At 50.7% G+C, this 19356-nt stretch carries 8 protein-coding genes and 2 pseudogenes; 2 read left to right on the plus strand and 8 right to left on the minus strand.

Going from position 1 to position 19356, the window contains the following annotated elements; translation table 11 throughout:
- Together L3D05_RS25895 and L3D05_RS25900 are read right to left on the minus strand one after the other, a co-directional pair.
- A pseudogene (locus L3D05_RS25895) lies at positions 1–3171 on the minus strand (hypothetical protein); the annotation flags it as partial.
- A gap of 191 nt (positions 3172–3362) precedes the next feature.
- The gene (locus L3D05_RS25900) at positions 3363–6395 is read right to left on the minus strand and encodes a hybrid sensor histidine kinase/response regulator (RefSeq protein WP_239619263.1); all 3033 of its coding nucleotides are present in this window, start codon (positions 6393–6395) and stop codon (positions 3363–3365) included.
- A 186-nt stretch (positions 6396–6581) separates the two neighbouring features.
- Between L3D05_RS25900 and L3D05_RS25905 the strand changes: the two genes are divergently transcribed.
- Positions 6582–8615, plus strand: a complete 2034-nt coding sequence (locus tag L3D05_RS25905; protein ID WP_239619264.1) for a LuxR family transcriptional regulator — start codon at positions 6582–6584, stop codon at positions 8613–8615.
- A 413-nt stretch (positions 8616–9028) separates the two neighbouring features.
- On the opposite strand, the gene L3D05_RS25910 is transcribed toward L3D05_RS25905, so the two are convergent.
- The 5 genes from L3D05_RS25910 to L3D05_RS25930 all read right to left on the minus strand — a co-directional run bounded on the left by L3D05_RS25910 (position 9029) and on the right by L3D05_RS25930 (position 16600).
- A complete protein-coding gene (locus L3D05_RS25910; protein ID WP_239619265.1) occupies positions 9029–10096 on the minus strand; it encodes a S1C family serine protease in 1068 nt (355 codons plus the stop codon).
- Between the two features lie 268 nt (positions 10097–10364).
- Positions 10365–11483 carry a sugar ABC transporter permease gene (locus L3D05_RS25915; RefSeq protein ID WP_239619282.1) on the minus strand — a complete coding sequence of 373 codons (1119 nt, stop codon included), beginning with the start codon at positions 11481–11483 and terminating at the stop codon, positions 10365–10367.
- A gap of 105 nt (positions 11484–11588) precedes the next feature.
- Complete coding sequence (locus L3D05_RS25920) at positions 11589–13109, minus strand: ATP-binding cassette domain-containing protein (protein ID WP_239619266.1); 1521 nt, start codon at positions 13107–13109, stop codon at positions 11589–11591.
- A gap of 95 nt (positions 13110–13204) precedes the next feature.
- Positions 13205–14305 (minus strand): sugar ABC transporter substrate-binding protein, encoded by a 1101-nt coding sequence (locus tag L3D05_RS25925; protein ID WP_239619267.1) that lies wholly within the window; start codon positions 14303–14305, stop codon positions 13205–13207.
- Positions 14306–14530: 225 nt separating this feature from the next.
- Positions 14531–16600: a methyl-accepting chemotaxis protein gene (locus tag L3D05_RS25930; protein ID WP_239619268.1), complete on the minus strand. Its 2070-nt coding sequence runs from the start codon at positions 16598–16600 to the stop codon at positions 14531–14533.
- Positions 16601–16957: 357 nt separating this feature from the next.
- On the opposite strand from L3D05_RS25930, the pseudogene L3D05_RS25935 reads away from it, so the two are divergent.
- Positions 16958–17608: pseudogene (locus L3D05_RS25935) on the plus strand (transcriptional regulator).
- A gap of 609 nt (positions 17609–18217) precedes the next feature.
- Here L3D05_RS25935 and xylF read toward each other — a convergent pair.
- On the minus strand, positions 18218–19330 hold the full coding sequence (xylF, locus tag L3D05_RS25940; protein ID WP_239619269.1) for a D-xylose ABC transporter substrate-binding protein: 1113 nt from the start codon (positions 19328–19330) through the stop codon (positions 18218–18220).
- Positions 19331–19356: the final 26 nt, after the last annotated feature.

Raw genomic sequence — 19356 nt, forward strand, 5'->3', positions numbered from 1 at the left:
CATGTTCGTCTCGACGGTCATCGGACGGCCCCAGATTTGAATGTTGTTATCTTGGGCGATCTGCTTGATCATTTCTTCTTTCTTAGCGCGATCCTCGACTTCTTGGCGCTTCGATTGCTCCTTGATCGGTACGAATCGGAAGTACAGATCTTCATTAAACGCACCCAGCGACGAGGCTGGAATGATGATTTTCATGTTGCCTGTCCATAGCTCTAGATCCGCCTTGGCATCCTTAAGCAATTGCAGCGCAGCTTTAGAGATATCTACCTTCACTTCGGATACTTCATCCCGTACATCCGGAATGACGACGCGGATCGTATTTGAGCCTAGTTCCTTGGCTTTGGCGATCGCTTCTTCTATCGCTAACGGCTGAAGCGTAACGCGGTCTTTCTTCGAGCCATCGGAAGCCGTCTCGCGTACGACTTTCGTCTTGGAAACGGCGTTGCCGCTGTTTCCGGTCTCTACGTCAACCGTGATTTCCTCCGTCGAGGAACCTCCGCCTCCACCTCCGCCGGACGGCGGCGTGACAGATGCTACGGGAGCAATGGCGGCGGTTTTACCGCTTTCCACAGGTAATCCGTTCTGCATTCCAGTCGCCGCCACCGGCGTTACTTCGAACGAGATAAATTTGCCTTGTTGAGTCGCCGTCAGTGCGAGCGTCTTGCCCGTCGCTCCTGCTATAGCCGTCTTGTTCAATCCGTTCGCATCATCCGATGCATACCACTTGAACGTGCTTACGCCTTCAAGATCATGCTCCGCATCACTGTAGAAGTAACTTCCCGTCAACGTCTGCCCGACCTGTGCAAGTCCCGTGATCGTTACGTTGCTTGCAACCGGGGCTACGTTCGGTTCGCGATGCACGATAGTCCTCACTTTGCCCGTCCCCGTAGGCGCATTCCCCGTCTTCGCCGTTGCAGTCAAAGTAACTTCACCGCTCAGCTTGTCCGTATCGGCAGGCACCGTTACGTCCACCCAAACAATCTTGGCATCCCCGCCCGTAAGCACGATCTCGTCCTCGCCGCGTAGCGTTGTCGGCCAGCCATGCTCGGAGTTCACCGCAAGACCGAAGCTGGAATCGATCGGCGTCCCGTTTGCGTTCGCCATTAAGTTCTGCACGACGAATTTGTAGCCGACCGATTGCCCCGGATCTACTGTCTTTGCTTCCGGCGAAAGCACTTGAACCGCCCCCGGTCCCGTCCAACGCTCATAAGAAACAATCTTCCATTCCTGTCCGGCGTCTAAAGAACTTTGGTTCCATTGAAGTTGATATCCGGCGTCCACGAAATTCGCATCCGTCACATTTGACAGATCGCCATTGATAGCTTGAATGCTACCCGTGTAATAACTTCCTCCGAAATACTTAGAAGCTGGCGTAGACTCACTGCCGTAATAGCCCATAATCCCGTATTTATCCATTTCATGGTTGCGAAGATATACCATGTTCAAATCCGCATTCCAAGAGGCCAATGCAGCGTCCTCTCCACCGAATGTCGTATCTCCGCCATGAATCAACTTCAAGTCGGAGTAACTGGCGGAAGCGGATAAGTTGCGCAGTGTCCAGCTTTTCTCGTAGAGCATTTCTCCCGGGTTGTACCGAATCGTCTGAGTCAGCTTCAGCTTGCCATTGTCCAGCGTCCACACGACGACGACCGTGCTGCCGTCGACTTTATAAACTTTTCCCCCCTCGAGATTCGATGCGTTCCCGGGATTGTAATTAATATAATAAGGGGAGGTATAATGCAACGTCTCGCCTGCTTCGTTCTTGACAAACAGGTTTGTCCCCAAAGAATTCCCGTCATAATACTGCTCTACGTAATTTCCATCTTGTAATACGTACGGTTCGATCTCTCCAAGCGCATTAATTTTAATATAGAGAGGGTTCCCGTTCCCTCCTAACTCCGCTTCCGTCAAGCTGCCATCCGTCAGTACTAGCAACGAGAACCGATAGATCGTACCGAACGAATCCAACTCGTATAGACCGATATACTTATTCGTGAACGTATCGATACCCGTTATTTGAGCTCCTGCCGTATAAGCAACGGCCGAGCTAGGCGGAAGGTCTCCGACAAGCGGCGTATCGATCGGACTGCTGGAAATCTTTACGGCAAGCGTATTCGTGCCATATACCGAGGCCGTCACGCTAGTCTTACCTTCCTCCGTTACAATCGCGGCCGCAGCCCCGGCAACGGGAGGCGCCAATTCCAAATCTCCGAGGTAACGTACATAAGTTCCATCAGCTTTATATTCTTGTACTCTCCTAACGACAGGGGTATTATCATTGATGCTTACCCATATCTTGCCATTAGGCAAAACGGTAACATGGGAGGCATACACGTCTAACCGATCAGTAAGCTTTTTGTATACACTACCGTCAGCCCTTAAGATGTAAGTTCCGTTACTATCGGCAACTACCACGCTGCCATCCGGTCCAACATCGATAGACTCTGGATTTTTAAGCTTGCCCTCGGAAGGCGCGCCTTCTTGATCCGTAACCCCGAAGAAAACATTCCCAGGAAGGTCATATTTCCCGCTGCTTGGATTTTTAGCAAACTTGACAATCGTATGTCCATAGAAACTAAGCGCATAAAGATTTCCGCTGGAATCGAAAGCGACATCCATAGCTTTATATAATGGAATTTGATAATCCGGGCTACCGTCCGCGTTCAAGACGTAAATGATACCCGCATCGGAATTCGGAACGTATATTTTACCGTCCGCGTCAATATCGATAGCATAGGGTTGAACATAAAAGGGGGGATTTCCTATGTAGATGTTTTTTTTGTAAACATAGCTATTACTCGCCGAGTCCCATCGAAATACAATGATGGTGTTATTCGTATACATATTCGTCACGTATACATCCCCGTCAGGAGCAATCGCTACTTCATCGGGGTAAAAAAAACCCGGCCCTGTGAGGGTCTGAAGCAAGCTTTCATCCTGGTTAAAGACGCGAACGACTTTGGCCTTCATGTCTACCGCGAATATTCTGCCCGTTGACGGGTCTTGCGTAACGCCATAAACCTCTTGCCAACCGCTCCAGCCCGGCAATGTCACTGCCGATGCGGATGCTTCTTTGGCGCCGATCCCCCACGTAACTGAGGTGAAGAACACTATCGCGCTCAGTAATACGAGAAGCTTAGGTTTAATGCTTGAAATTAATTTCGAAATCATTCGATAACCACTCCCTAATCATAGATGACTTGCTGGATGTTATTGAAAATTTTAATCAGCTAACTTTCGACACTGCTCGACATCATCTTACTCGCAACCGCTTAACAATCGCTTAACATCCTTCCGCAACACAAAAAAGGCCCGTCCTATTGGATGGGCCCTAGCTTCTATCTGATTGATTGTTGAATGCGTTAAGAATAAATCAACGGAAGCCATATCGTAACCTTCGTTCCATCCCCTTGTTCGCTTTCCACGACGGGCTGCCTGCCGGTCATATGCGCTACACGGCGCATGATGTTACGGAAGCCGACTCCTTGCTCCTGCTTGCCGATTTCCATGATCGTCTTCACTTGCTCCGGCGTCATGCCCATCCCGTCGTCCTCTACGTCTACCCGTACGAACTCGCCTTCCTGTTGAATCGTCAGTCGAACGGTTCCGCCGCTTAATTTCTTCGAAACGCCGTGTCTGATGGCATTCTCGACCAAAGGCTCGATCGTCAATGGCATGACCTGACATCCGTATAGTTTCTTGTCAACAGCGAACTCCACCTTGACCCGATCTCCGAATCTCGCTTTCTCAATATCGACGTAGGCTTGGATCAGCTCGATCTCCTTGCTGAGCTTGACGGTTTCCTCCGTATTGTCCAGATGGAAAATAATCCGCAAATATCGGCTGAAAATACTCAGCAGCTCGCCCGCCCGTACACCGTCCGTATAGCACAGGGACATGATCGTTCCAAGCGCGTTATATAGAAAATGCGGTTTAATCTGCGATCGAAGAAACGCCATCTCGTTCACGGCCGCTTCTTTGACCAACCGTTTCATCGATAGCAATGTGTTCAAGCGAACCCGGATTTCTCCCGGATCGAGCGGCCTCGTAATAAAATCGCTGCCGCCCGCGGAGATGCCGGCTTCAATGTCCGCCGACGTGTTGCGAGTGCCAATGAGGAGAACCGGCATCTCCGCTTGCGTGAAATGCTGCCGGATCCGGCGGCACAGCTCGTATCCGTTCGAACCCGGAAGCATAACATCAATGAGCACGATGTCTGGCCGATCGATACGCGTAACCTGCGCATACGCTTCCTTATCCGTTCCTGCGCAAAGAGCTTCGTAGCCTTCGGATGTCAGCATGCCATAGAGATGCTCAACGTCTACCGGATCAGCAGATGCGATTAGAATTTTGGACGCTCCTTCTTTTACTTGTCGGGTATCGGGATTAATAATAGCCGTTGGACTGATCGGCTTCTCATCCACGCCGACGGCAATCTCCTCCATTGCGTCTCCGATTCCTGCCGGCAAAACAATTTCGATACTTCCATCTGCTTTGTGGGGAATGAATGTCCCCCCCATTACTCCCACTAACTCATTCGCGATAGAAAGGCCGACCGCGAATCCATTGTCCCCATTAGGCTCCATTTCATCGCGGATTACATTATCCTCTCCCAAGTTTTCGACCGATGAACGAATACGCACAACAATGTTTTCCCCCTCGCTGCTGCTCCCGATGGAAACGATACCGTCCTGAATATGTCTCAAGCTGTAATTAATCGAGTTGTATAGGACCTGCATTAATCGGTTTTCATCCGCGATTACGTATCTCGCCTCTGGAGAGATACGATGCGTTAGTTGTGTATTTTTTCCTTTGGCGAGAAAACCGAACACTTCCATAACGACGGAAACGCAAGTAACGAGATCGACCTGCTTCAGCACCACTTCCAGCTTGCCATCCTTGATCCGGGCAGCATCTATAATGTCATTGACCATATTAGACATACGATAGGCTGTATTACGAATGAGCTGCATCTTATCTTTCATTTCTTGTTCGGCAGATTTCTTGAATGGCTCTTTCAGAAGCGCTTGCGATAGATTCATAATGCCGTTCAGCGGAGTATTCAACTCATGTGAAGTAATCAATAGAAATTCATCCTTCATCCGGTCCGCCATCTGAAGCTGATTCGTCAACCGTTGCATCGAAGTATACGCACCGACGTATTGATGAATAAGCAGAATGGCGATCGTAACTAGGAAAAAAATAAAGATGAAGTTATTGAGCAACATGGAAGTCATGTTCTCGCTGCTCACGATTACATTCATGTATAACAGAAGTTGCGACCATACCGCCGTGAAATACAATTGGAATTGTCGCTTGTCCAATATTCCGAATTGCCGGCGCACGTACGTCGAAAGCAAATATCCGACCAAAGCGAGATAGATGAGCGCAATCCCGAAGTACATAACTTCCTGTATTTCCGAATATAGGCGGAACGGCAGCAATAGGATTCCGGCGCAATAAGCGAAAACGACTATCGCCGAACCGAGAAACAACTTACGAATACCCGATCTTCGAATAAGCCACCAGGATAGAGCGAAAAGGATTGCCGGCGTAATGAATACGGATATCGTTTTGACTTTAAATGCCGGCTCGAAAGGAATGTCCGGGAAAAAATGCAGAAACAATCTTTCTCCATTCGTAATGACGCTAACCGCAACGAATAAGAAGTAGACGCCGAACACGAGGAACAAAGGATTTTTATGGAACCATAAATAGAGGCAGATAACGAGCATGGCAAAAATGAACGGAATGGCCGCCCCCATCAGTTCAAGCCCATCCTGCAGACTTTTCTTGACCTGAACGTCCTTCCCTAGGCCTAAAGTTAGCGAATCGACGATTCCGCCGTCCTTGTAATCGAAATTAGACGCTTGCAATAAAATTTCGACTTCGTTCCCTTTCGCTTGGAAGTAGGCTACGTAAGGGACGTTCCTTGGGGTATATTGTTCTTGCGTCGTAGCCGTTTGTCCGGACTGTCCGACCAACGCGCCGTCTACGTAAAGCTTGTCCGCAAAACGAACATAGTGTTTGGTTATCGCCAGCAGTTGCCCCTCCGGGGCATTGCGAATAACTAAACGATACGTACCATACCCCTTACCTTCCATCGCTTGCCCCGCATAATCCTTCAAGCCGTCCCATTTTCCGGGTACGCGGATGTAGCTTTTGTTCTCTTTCGTCTCGCTTGGCGTTAGCAACTGATTGGGATAAAACTCCCAAACCCCGTCCAAAGCGATGCTGCCGTGATTTCGATAATCCCAATCCGACAGATTCAGTACGCCCTGATTGACCGACGGTGCCGCTTGATCCGGCTTCGCTATTAACCACATCGCGGAGCCTACGAAAACGGTTAGCAGGAAAAGAACGATGAGAAATTTATCTTTAACTAGAGTTGCCAAGGTACGACCTCCCTGTTTCCGCTCTTAAGTCTACTGAATCGCTCTTAACAATTGCTTAAAACAACACATCCTTCGATCCCGCATGTTACAATATTCGATAGATTTACTACAATCATAACAATCGCCATAGGCAAAATAATAGTATCCCCGAGTAAATACTTTCCTTTCCGGAGGCCCACAACAAAGATGACCGAAAAGAACGCAAACAGTCAGGCGATGGCCCAAAATCGGATCAAAAGGTTAGAGAGCCGCTTCTTCGTAGGCCGCGAGCGGGAAAAGGAGTTGTTCGCCGACTTCCTGAAACAAGCAAGCGATCGGTCGAAAATAATGAACGTCTACGGAACGGGAGGCATTGGCAAAAGCTTCCTGCTCGACGAATACCGCAGGTATGCCGAAACATTCGGCATTCCGTTCCTCCTGCTTGACAGCGGCGACTTCCCGCATACGCCCCAAGGACTGAGCAGGAAGATCCTCTCTCTGCTGATAGAGTCGACCGGCGAGGAAACGAAAGCTTCCGTCGAAGATTGCCTGAATCGGTTACGCCTCTTGACGGAAAGCCAGCCGCTCGTCATCGCCATCGATACATACGAAGAATTAAGCGATTTGGATTGGTGGCTTCGAGAAAGCTTCCTTCCGAATACGTCCGACGGCGTACTGTTCGTCCTCTCCGGCAGGCAGCCGCTTCAAGGAAATTGGATCGCTTCGCCAGCATGGCGCAGCCTGATCACATCCGTTCCCGTCTCTGCTTTCGACGCTGCCGCCTGCGATTCCTACGCGGCACTGTTCGGCATCGCAGGCGAAGAGACGCTCCGCAGACTGCATGCTTTCACTTTGGGACATCCGCTTACCCTATCGCTTGCGGTCGGACTGCCGCTTGAGGAGCTAGTTGCGGGAGATAACCACGATAGGAGAGACAACCTTTTTCGGGAACTGACCTATCGATGGCTGCGAGAGGTACCGGACGATACCCTGCGTGATCTCGTCGAGGCCGCGGCTCTCGTTCGCTCCTTCAATCAAGAGTTGCTGGAGGAGATGCTGCACGATCCCGTCTCCGGCGACGAATTCCGCAAGCTGACGGATCTTTCCTTCATTCGTAAGGGAAAGACGGGGTACCGCGTCCATGCGTTGCTGCGCACGGCGCTTGCTAAGGAAATTCGCGCACGAACTCCCGCGCGATTCAAGCAGCTTCGTAACGGGAGCATTGCTTATCTGCATCGGGAAATCATCCATCCGAACCCCTACCGGGATCTGACGGATACGATCCCTGATCTGATCTACGTCTTGGAGGACTCCGTCCTGCTCTCGACCTTCTTGGAAGATACGCCTGACGCGGAATATGATTACGAAACGGTGCATGAAGGCAATCTTGCCGAAGCCGAACGCTATATCGAGGATGTCAAACGAACTGAAGCCGGGTACGAACGCAGCTACTTCCACCCTCAAACCGGACAAATGCATCGCATGGAAATTCCCGCGCAGCACGACAAGTCAGCCTTCGACCATCTGGAACCCGCACGTTTAATTTCTTTGGGTCCCGATACGATCCGTATGATCAAAAACCCGGAAGGGGAAACGGTCGGTCTCGTCGTCTTCATTCCCATCCATCGCGATTCCTTGGCCTATTTGCAATCCTTGCCCGTTTCGAGGCATTACTTCGGCACGCTCGACCCGAATAGCCTGGAGCAGTTCCGTACGCCTCCCGATCAGCCTGCCGGACGGTTTATTTACCATCTCGATTTGAGGAAGGACGCTAGCATCGCGGCACGAGCCGCCCTTATGCGATTGCTCGTCTCTTTGCTGGTCAGGCCGAATCTACTGATCTTCTCCAGTCCGCTACCCTTTCACCAGGAAATTACCCGGCGCATGGGATTCGTACAGGTAGAAGGGGCGACGCATGACGACTTCGGACCGATGGCCCCCTCCCCCACCTTTCAGTTGGATTTACGCGGCGCGAGGCAACAAAAGTATTTCGACGGTTGGCTTCAAAGCGCAGGACTTTCCGCGCCGCCTAGGTTCCCCGAAGAGCTTTTCGGCCTAACTGCCAAAGAACGGGAAGTCTTTCAGTTGATCCTGTCGACGGACTCCATCGCAGAGATCGCGGAAAATTTAAACGTTACTCCCGTCACGATCAAAAAGCATCTTGGAAGAATTTATAAGAAGGCTGGGGTTACGGGGAAAACGCAGCTGCTAAAGATGTTGCTGGAAAATCAGCCTCATTAGACACTTGCTTAGCTTTGACAGATCGTTCGGATTTCCTTTAACTCGCAGTCGCTTTAACCGCGGCAGAAATAATCAGAAACAAAATCGCCGTGAGGTGTTCGAAGCGGACATAGGAGCCGTTATTAATCATCTTATCCCCAAACTAACTAAACTTCCGGACATAGAAGCCGTTATCTGCCCCATATCTACGAAAATCCCCACAGATTGGGGTAAATAACGGCTCTCATGTCCGTAAAATCTTTAAATACCCGTTCTTTTCACAAATAACGACTCTTATGTCCGCCTTGAACGCAGCTTTGGCTAAAACTGCTTTGCGCTTCTGCAACAGAACAAAAAAATACGCTAGGGAGAAGAATGACACTCTTCCCTCTAGCGTAATTAAACTTACAAGATGATCCTACCGCGGTTAATGTTCAGGAAGACTTAGCCTTGCCCATCAACTCATTCAACACATTGTTGATCGTCGATGTCGGAATCGCAAACCCGATACCTTGGGCTTCGGAACTCACTGCCGTATTAATGCCGATGACTTCCCCTCGATCATTCAGCAGCGGCCCGCCGGAGTTACCCGAATTAATGGAAGCATCGGTTTGCAGCAGATGATCGTATTTGTGATCGCCCTGTTCATCCGAGATCGTAATCGGCCGTTCTTTCGCGCTTAGAACGCCCATGGTAATCGTATGATCAAATCCGTAAGGATTACCGATCGCGATAACCCAATCGCCGATTTTCGCTTGATCCGAATCTCCCAGCGTCAGTGCGGGAAACGCTTTGCCGTCTGGACTCTCTACCTTCAACACCGCTAAGTCGAGATCGTAACTGGAGCCAACAACCTTCGCAGTAAGCGGCTCATCATAGCCTTGTACGGTAACCTTAAGCTCTGTTGCGTCCGCAATCACATGCTCATTCGTTAAAATATAGCCGTCCTTATTGAAGAAAAAACCCGACCCCGAGCCCATCAACACCGGCTCGCTGCTCTGCTGTTGCTGCTCGCGGCCGCTCCCGCGTCCGCCGAAGAGAAAGTTTGCTCCGTTTCTCGTCGAATTCGTTTCCGGCGCGTAATTTTCGATTTTGACGACTGCCGGGTTCGCTTTCTCGTAGACTGCTGCAATACCGTTAGCGCTAACGGATGCCGTTGTCACTCCTGAATTCTGCACTGGAGAGCTGCCGCTAGCGATTGCCGCAGTTCCCGCGCCGCCGCTGAACCAATTTTGTTTATCCGCCGTATATGAAAGTCCGCCGACGAGCATCGCTCCGACCATGAAAGACGCGAATATCATTTTAAATGAAGGTCCGTTCCTGCCTCTGTTGCGCGAATTCTCGTCTCCTCGCTCAGACTGCGTCCGATCCATGACAGCCAGCTCATTTTCATAAGACGACTGCATCGAGGATAAGTTTTTCGAGGAATCGTAATAATATACGGTAACCGGCTCGCTACGGTTGTCCATTTCGTGAGTGTCCTGTGTGTGATTTTCGTTCATGATGATCATCCTCCTGTTGCTTTCTATGACTCTATCATGGAGGACGATCCTTAAACGAAACTTAATCTAAACTAAAGGATACATAAGTACGGGAGCCCGGACGGCCTTTGTTCTAGAATAATCCAAATCGTTTTCTTGCATAGAACGGCTTCTTATCAAGCGTCGCTTGCTTCCCGAATTCCGAGCTATAGGGCACCAAAAAGCCGTCCCAGTTCTCCCCGCATAATATCGCGGATAGAGCCGGGACGGCTTACTTGCGCATATTGAACTAGCTTCTCTTCCTACGCGTCATGACGTCGAAAATGACGGCCGCAGCCAGAATGGCGCCGCGGATCATGTATTGGTACGAGATTCCGACGCCGAGCAGGTTCATCCCGTTGGATAGCGATGCCATGACGATCGCTCCGATAATGGAACCCGTCACCTTGCCGACTCCGCCGGCGGACGAGACGCCCCCGACATAAGCGGCCGCGATAGCGTCCAGCTCGAACAGCGTGCCCGCGGTCGTCGTCGCAGATTGCAGGCGGGACGTGAACAGAATGCCGGAAAGTGCGGAGAGCAAGCCCATGGAACCGAAAACGATGTACGTGATCTTCTTGACGTTAATCCCGCTTAAATGTGCGGCTTCCGGGTTGCTGCCCACGGCGTAGACTTGTCTGCCGAGCACGGTTTTGGTCGTCAGGAAATGATAAACGACGACGACCAGCAGCATGATGACGACCGTCCACGAAAATCCGTTATAACCAGCTAAAATCCAAGTAAGATAAGCGATGACAACGGAGACGAAAATCAATTTCAAGAGGAAGATCGGCCTGGAGACGACTTCGAACTGATACTTGACCTTGTTTCTGCGCTTGGAAAATTCGCTGTACAAGTAGAAGAGAATGACAGCCAATCCTAAAATCAACGAGAGCAGTTTCAAGCCGCCCACTTCGGTGATCTCGGGAATGAACCCGTTGCCGATCGCGTTGAAGTGGGCGTTGTCGATGCGGATCGTCCCGGTTTTCTCCGTCACTTGTAGGAGAGCGCCCCTGAAGATCAGCATGCCCGCGAGGGATGCCACGAAAGATGGAATTCCGATCGAGGCGACGAGCACCCCGTTGAACATGCCGACCACGATGCCCAGCACGAGAATGACCGGCAAAATGACGTACACGGGCCAGCCCGCCTGCGTCAGCAGGAGCGCGGCGATGGCGCCCATGAAGCCGGCGGCGAACCCGACGGACAAGTCGATGTGCCGGATGACGATGACGAGCGTCATACCGACGGCGAGTACGCCGATATAGCCGGTCGCGTCGAGCAGATTGCTGATGTTCCGGGAAGACATGAATAAGCCGTCCGTCAAGATCGAGAAAGTAAGCATAATGACGATCAGGGCGATGTACATCCCATATTCGCGAATGTTAAAATGCGCTAGCGACTTCGATCCCTTGCCGAGGTTAGCTGGCCCCAACGGCTTCGCTTCCTTGATTACGTTCATGTGGTAGGCCTCCTATTGCGTAGCGAGCTGCATAATTTTTTCTTGATCGGCCTCTTCGATTGGCAGCTCGCCCTTGATTCTGCCTTCGGCCATGACGTACACGCGATCACTCATTCCAAGCACTTCTCCGAGCTCGGAAGAAATCATGATGATACACATGCCTTGCTCGATCAATTCGTTCATGATCGTATAGATTTCGAATTTGGCGCCGACGTCGATTCCCCGCGTCGGCTCATCCAGAATGAGAAGCTTCGGCCCGACGAACAGCCATTTGCCGAGCGAGACCTTCTGCTGGTTGCCTCCGCTCAAGTTGCCGACGATCTGTTCGACGGACGGCGCTTTTACGTTCAGCGACGTTTTATAACGCTCGGCGACCCGAATCTCCTCGTTGTCGTTGATAATGCCGCTGGAGGAAATGCCCTTTAGGTTCGCCGCGGTTACGTTGTTCTTGATATCCTGGATCAAGAACAGGCCGTCCCCTTTGCGATCTTCCGTCACGTAGGCGATGCCGGCGCGGATGGCATCTCTCGAATGGGAGAACGACATCGGCTTCCCATTCAGTTCGAGTTGTCCGTTCAGTTTATAGGACCTTGGATTTCCGAAGAGGCTCAGTGCGAGCTCCGTTCTTCCCGAGCCCATTAAGCCGGCTATTCCGACGATTTCGCCTTTTTTAACGTGCAGATCGACTTCCTTCACGACCTGCCGGCCCAATTGACCGTCATAGGCGGACCAATTGCGGACTTCCAGAACCGTCTCCCCGGGGGTTTTGTTATTCCTCTTGGGATAGATGTCCTCGATCTCCCGGCCGACCATGTTCTTAATAATGACGCTCTCTATGACCTCGCCTTTGGAGGCATCGAGGGTACAGATCGTCCTGCCATCCCGCAGCACGGTCGCCTTGTCTGCGATGGCGATAACTTCCTTCAGCTTGTGCGAGATCATGATACAGGTGATGCCTTGCCGCTTCAATTCCCGCAGCAAATTCAGTAGATTCTCGCTGTCGTTCTCGTTCAAGGCAGCCGTCGGCTCGTCCAGAATGAGCAGCTTGACGTTTTTGCTAAGCGCCTTGGCGATCTCCACCAGTTGCTGCTTACCGACGCCCAAATCTTTGATCAGCGTTTCGGGATTGACGTCCAGCTTCACCTTCTGCAGCATTTTCGTCGCTTCGACGATCGTGCGATTCCAGTCGATCACGCCGCCCCGCATCACTTCGTTTCCAGCGAAAATGTTCTCGTAGACAGGAAGGTCAGGGAACAGCGCCAGCTCCTGATAGATGATCGCGATGCCGGCCTTCACGCTGTCGCTGATCTTGTGAAACTGCTGCACTTCCCCGTCGTATACGATATCTCCTTTATAAGAGCCAAAAGGGTAAACGCCGCTCAACACCTTCATGAGCGTGGACTTGCCGGCGCCATTTTCTCCGATGAGGCAGTGAATCTCGCCCCTCTCGACCTTGAAGTTAACATCCGTAAGCGCCTTGACGCCCGTAAACTCCTTGGAGATCCGGTCCATTTCAAGAATGTAGTCCTTCATCATCCTGCCCCCTTAACCGAACGCCTTCTTACAATCGCGGAATCGTGATAGACGAGTCTATCACGATTCCGCTTCGTCCTATGGTTCGTTCGCGCTTATAGTCCGGTAAAGTCGTCTGCTTTGTAGTAACCCGAATCGATGAGCTCTTTTCTAACGTTGCCTTTGTCAACGACGATAACTTTCGTTTGCTTCGCTTTGACTTTGATCTTTTTGTTGTCGTATTCGCCCGTCGTGGCCGGTGTTTTACCATCGAGGAGGTCGACCGCCATGCCGATCGCGTCTTTAACGAGCGTGCGAACGTCCTTGAACACTGTCATAGATTGTTTGCCTTCGATAATGTACTGGATGGAAGCTTTGTCGGCGTCTTGGCCGGAGATGACGTAGCTTGTAACAGCCTTATCCGTAGCGAAAACATCGGCGATCGCGCGGGCAGTGCCGTCGTTCGGGCCGAGAATGGCGACGTCGCCTTTCATGTCGGCGCCCGCAGCAGTCAAGTGCGTTTGGGCTTTGTTTTTAGCTTCGTTCGGATCCCAGCTCGTCGTCACTTGGCCAACGATCTTGCTCATCTCGTCGCGGGACAGCGTTTCTTTACCTTGCAGGGCAACTGCTTCAGCCGAGTTCGCGATCTTGAACGTGCCGTCTTTAATCTTCGGTTGGAGCACGCTCCACGCACCTTCGAAGAACAGGAACGCGTTATTGTCGGTTGCGGCGCCGGCGTACAGGTACAGCGGTTGGCCGTTTCCTTTGGCGTGGTCGACCAAGTATTGCCCTTGCGCTTTACCCACTTCGACGCTATCGAACGTCACGTAGTAATCGACGGCATCCGTCTTCGTGATTAAGCGGTCATAGGAGATGACCTTGATGCCTTCCTTCTTGGCCGCCTCGACCGCAGCCGCGGCCGCGTCGCCGTCCGGCGGGCAGATGATCAATACTTTGATGCCTTTGTTGATCAATGTTTCTACGTTTTCTTTTTCCTTAGCGGAGGAGCCTTGGCTGAACAAAATTTCAGTCGTATATTTGGTGTCTTTCAGCGCGTCTTTGAACCGTTGCTCATCCTGCAGCCATCTTTCTTCGTCTTTGGTCGGCAATACGATACCGACGCTCACTTTGTCGCCGCTTTTGTTACAAGCTGCTACGATAATGGCCAACATCATAATAACGAGCGTTAATGAAATCGATTTGATGCTTTTTTTCATCTTTGTTACCCCTCTCAAATTGTTTCATCTGATAACAAGGTCAACTATATCACCGAAATTACTTGTTGAAAGCGCTATATAATAGCACTCTTTTACGACCGTCTATACTTTTTTGCAGACGGGAATAGGATGAGGGGCGGATGGGTAATCTTGTACAAAAAAAGCTCCGCCGGGTAGGCGGAGCGGAACCAAGGAATTGATCCTATTCGCGCTGAAATGGTCTCTCTAGGCTTCATTCTCAACCTTAAACTTGGACACGGAGTGTTTCAGTTCGGCAACTAACTCCACTAAATGGTTCGCGTGCTCGGACACTTCCTTAATGGAGGACACTTGGTCGTCTACCGAAGAAGCGATCTCCTGAGTCGAAGCGGTCGTCTGCTCGGATACCGATGAAATATTCTCGATCGAGTCGACCACAACCCCTTTCTGTCCCTCGATGCTCGATATCGTCTTTAATTCCTCTTGAACTTTAACTATCATATTCCCTATCGAATCGTTCATTTTTTGCATCGCTTGGCTGACTTGGGACACTGCGTCTTTCTGGGTTTGATTAACCGCATTCGTGTCGCTAACGACGGTCACAAGGCTATGGGTTTGCGATAAAATGACCGAAATGGTTTCTTGGATTTGCTTAGCGGATTTCCTTGCTTGCGACGCCAGATTTCTCACCTCGTTCGCTACGACGGCGAATCCCCTGCCTTGCTCCCCGGCTCTTGAGGCTTCGATCGACGCATTAATGGACAAGATGTTCGTTTGCTCGGCGATAGTAAAGATCGCTTTCGTTATCAATGAAATGGATTGCGAACGTTCGTTCAATTCGTCCACCATGACGGTTACTTGCTGGAAGGCTCGCTCCAATCGAACATATGACAACTCCAAATTTTCCACTTGCGCATTGCCTTTCCGAACTTGTTGGCCGGAATCCTCTAGATCCAGCTTAATCTCGTTGGACTGCCCGATGAGCATTCCGATTTCTTCGCTTAACCGATGTACCGCTACGGAGCTTTTCTCGACCTCCGTTGAAGTATTGGCAGCCCCCATCGCGATTTCCTCCGTCGAACGGGCGACTTCCATGCCGGAAACCACGTTTTCGTTGGAGATGAACCTCACCCGGCTTGCCGTCGTCTCCACGGCATTTACGCTATCATTCACGCTTAGGATTAACGCTCTTATCTGATGAAGCATTGAATTATAGCTAATCGCCAAATCCCCGATTTCATCATTCTTCTTATATACGAATTCCGAAACCAAGTCCCCTTCCGCCGTCATTGCTATGGTCGAACGTAATTGCTTTATGATTCTAAGCAGCTGGGTAGCGATATAGTAGGCCGCAAAAGCGCCTATGAATAAACCTATAGCTACTGCAATTGCGCTCATTTGGAAAAATCCGAATAAACTGCTATTAAGGGCTTTATGATCGACGAACGAAATAACGCTCCAATCCATAGAATAGACGAACGACACTTCGCCGCTATATTGGACGTTTTCCCATTGAAACTGAATCCCGCTCTTTTTCCCCTTGGTTATCTCCTGCACCCACCCGAACTCTTCCGCCATCTTAGCCGAATCTAGAATAACGTCTTGAGCGCCTTCGATTTTACCGCTTGCGTTCGGATCGATGTTCCTGCCTTCCATTCCCTTCATGAACGACGTCACGATCAAGCCTTGGTTATCATAGATAACGAGCTTGTTATGTCCAAACATCTCATTCGATTCTCGTAGAGCTCCAATACCGTTCAAGTCGATGTCGAATCCGACGATGCCATACGGTTGGTCCTCTATCGTTATGGGCGTAGTAATAGAGACCATCATCTTTTGCGTCGCTGCATCTTGATGAACATCCGTCCAAGACGTTTCTTTGTTTTGTAGAGCTAGCTTGTAAGCTTTCGTTTCTCTTGCGTCTTCTTGATCATTAGAAGCTGGAAAACGATGAGGCTTCCCCGTCTGAACTGTCGTGAAGTAAACTTGTAGCAGCGATGGATCTTCGGCCAGCCTTTCCTGCAATAAAAGATCGATCGCTGAATCAGAGTCTTCCGGATATCGGCTTGCGATCTCGATGCTTTTGGCTAGCTGTTCGACGGACTTCTCGTATTGCTCGGTCATCATTCTGATTTCTCTGGTTGCGCTTTCAACTTGCACCGCGTTGCTATTCGAGAAAGTTTCATAGAGCGAGGATTTGACCGTCGTAAAAAGCATGAAAGTGGACCCAAGCAGCGACAAGAGAACCGCAGCCGAGATCAGCGCCATCCACTTTAGGCGGAGCGAGCGTCTGTTCCGTCTATCCGTTTTTGTCATCGAGTAAAACTCCTACTCTAATGGGATTTGTATCCAAGCTACATAATCAAATTTTACTCGACTTGCTTCGACAGAATGGACAATATCATAATTACTAATTTGTTACGCCTAGCAATTTTTTGTTATGTTACGGCTACAGTATGTATTCACCCCTTGAGCTTCGCATTGCAGCGCGCTTCTATTACCTCATGCCAGACCGCTTCTATCCTACGGATTGCCGAATCGTTCGGCCTGCACTATACTATTGAATATAAAGTTGGTCGTGAAGAACACGCCGCTTCGATACCTTGTTCCCATTTTTTGGGGCAAGCGTATTGAAGCGGCTTTTTCATTAACCGGAAGAGGAGTCTGGGAGCTATGTTACGATTCGAAGAAAAATTGGACGAGTGGATGAACACCCATATCTCGGAGTAAAAAAATCATAGGAGACGAGAATTGCTGAATAAGGGACTTGGGCACGGGACGGTTGAATTTTTGCGTTCCATTTGGTTTCCTACCGTCGGTCATTTCGAGCACCTATTTCCGGAATGGGAAGTACGAGACTTCAACAATGGCTATCGCTATTTGGATCTAGCTTACATGCCGGGGGGCGCCAAAGGCGGGATAGAAATTCAAGGCTACGGACCACACGCCAGAGATCTTGACGTTAGGCGATTTAAGGATCTTTGCAGACGACACTGTTTGTTGTCTTTGGATGGCTGGACGTTCTTGCCGATCGCTTATCCGTCGATTATCGATGAACCTCAACAATGCCAGCAGCTCGTTCTAGCTTTTATCGGGAAGTTCATTGCCTCCGATGTCCCTTCCCAGTTAGCGTGCTCAGAAGCCGAAACGCTCAGATTTGCGCGGCGCTTGCTTCGGCCCTTTACTCCGCTCGAGCTTGCTCACCACCTCAGAGTAACCGACCGGCACGCCCGTCGCACGCTGCACAAACTTGTGGATCTGCACATTCTGGAAGTAGCAAGCGGCGGCGAACAACGATCCCGCACCTATAAGCTTCGCGTATGAGCGTTAGTGGCACATGGGTGGTGGGCGGAGTAGCTTGGTGAATGGGAGCGCTTAGTGCTTGGAGTCGCTTGGTGCTTGGAGTAACTTGGTGCTTGGAGTCGCTTGGGGCTTGGAGTCGCTTGGGGCTTGAAGTAGCTTGGTGCTTGAAGTAGCTTGGTGCTTGGAGTCGCTTGGTCTTGGAGTAGCTTGGTGCTTGGAGTAACTTAGTGCTTGGGGTAGCGGTTGAGTTGGCATGTTGTGCTAGTATGGGACTGATCCTCATGTGCGTGGGTGAGTGTTGCGGACATAGGAGCCGTTATTCGTGCGATTACCCTAGTATTTATGCTCGTAGCGGACATGAGCGCCGTTATTCACCATATATCTTGGAAATTTGGGGTATTCTTGACCATTTAACGGCTCTCAGGTCCGCAGGATCCCGAAAACCGCTCCGATTTCTAGAATAAAGGCTCTGATGTCCGCAAGCCTGGAGTGATTCAACAATCTAGGGGGGACTCAGCAACTTTATGGCGATCCTGCAACTTAGGGGGACTCAGCTACTTAAGGCGCACTGCCTAAAAAAACCGTCAGATCCCCTGACGGTTTTAAGATGCCTGATCATGAGCGCGACCGCTATTTCTTCACGTTCCTGTACACATCTTCCCTGGAATGGAAGCCGTCCGCGATGATCGTTTCATCGACATTAAGCTTGTCGACCGCGATCGGGGAAAGGAGAACGGAAGGCACTTCGATTTTCCCGTTGTTCACTTTACTATCCGCGATTACTTTCTCGCCCATCGCCATCTTGACCGCAAGCGCGGCTGCCGTTTCGGCCAACGCCCGGATCGGCTTATACACCGTCATCGTTTGAGTACCTTCGACGATTCGTTGTACGCCCGCAAGCTCGGCGTCCTGCCCGGCGACCGGAATTTTGCCCGCAAGCCCTTGCGCCGCAAGCGCCTGAATGACGCTGCCCGCCGTTGCGTCATTCGCCGCGATGACAGCGTCAATCCGATTGTCATTGGCTTTAAGAGCCGCTTCCATGTTCACTAGCGCGTTAGCGGGTTTCCAGTCCTTAGACCATTGGTCATATACGACCGTAATATCTCCACTGTCGATCAAAGGCTGGAGAACATTAAATACCCCTTTTTTGAATAAATGGGCATTGTTATCCGTATCGGCCCCCCCGATATACACGTACTTGCCTTTGGGGACCAATTTCGTAATGGCTTGCGCTTGAAGCTCCCCCACCTTTTCGTTGTCGAAGGAAACGTACATGTCGATTTCCGAGTTCTTGATTAGGCGATCGTACGCGAGTACTTTAATCCCGACCGAATGGGCTTTCTTGACGATCGCCGCGGTCGCCTCGGCGTTATGTGGAACGACGACAAGGATATCCACGCCTTGTCCGATCAAAGTTTCGGCTTGCGAATTCTGCTTCGCTTCATCGCCGTTCGCCACCATAATTTCCACTTCCGCGCCTATTGCTTCGACCGCTTCTTTGAACAGGTCTCTATCCTTCAGCCAACGCTCCTCCTGAAACGTATCCATGGAGAAGCCGATTTTGATCTTGTCTCTGGCGGGCGCAAGGCCGCCGCCTGATCCCGTCGCCGCTGCCGGCATGGATGGAGTACCCGACTCTTGGATGTTGTTCTGAGCTTCATTCCCTAGGCAACCCGATAGGACAGTTAGGCAAATAAGCCCCCATACGCAAACCCTAAGCCTAACGAGCATTCCCAGCTTCAACGACTTCCCCTCCTTTTTGTATTGAG

Origin of the sequence: Cohnella mopanensis, assembly GCF_022352055.1 — a bacterium.
In the GTDB taxonomy this organism is placed as follows: Bacteria; Bacillota; Bacilli; order Paenibacillales; family Paenibacillaceae; genus Cohnella; species Cohnella mopanensis.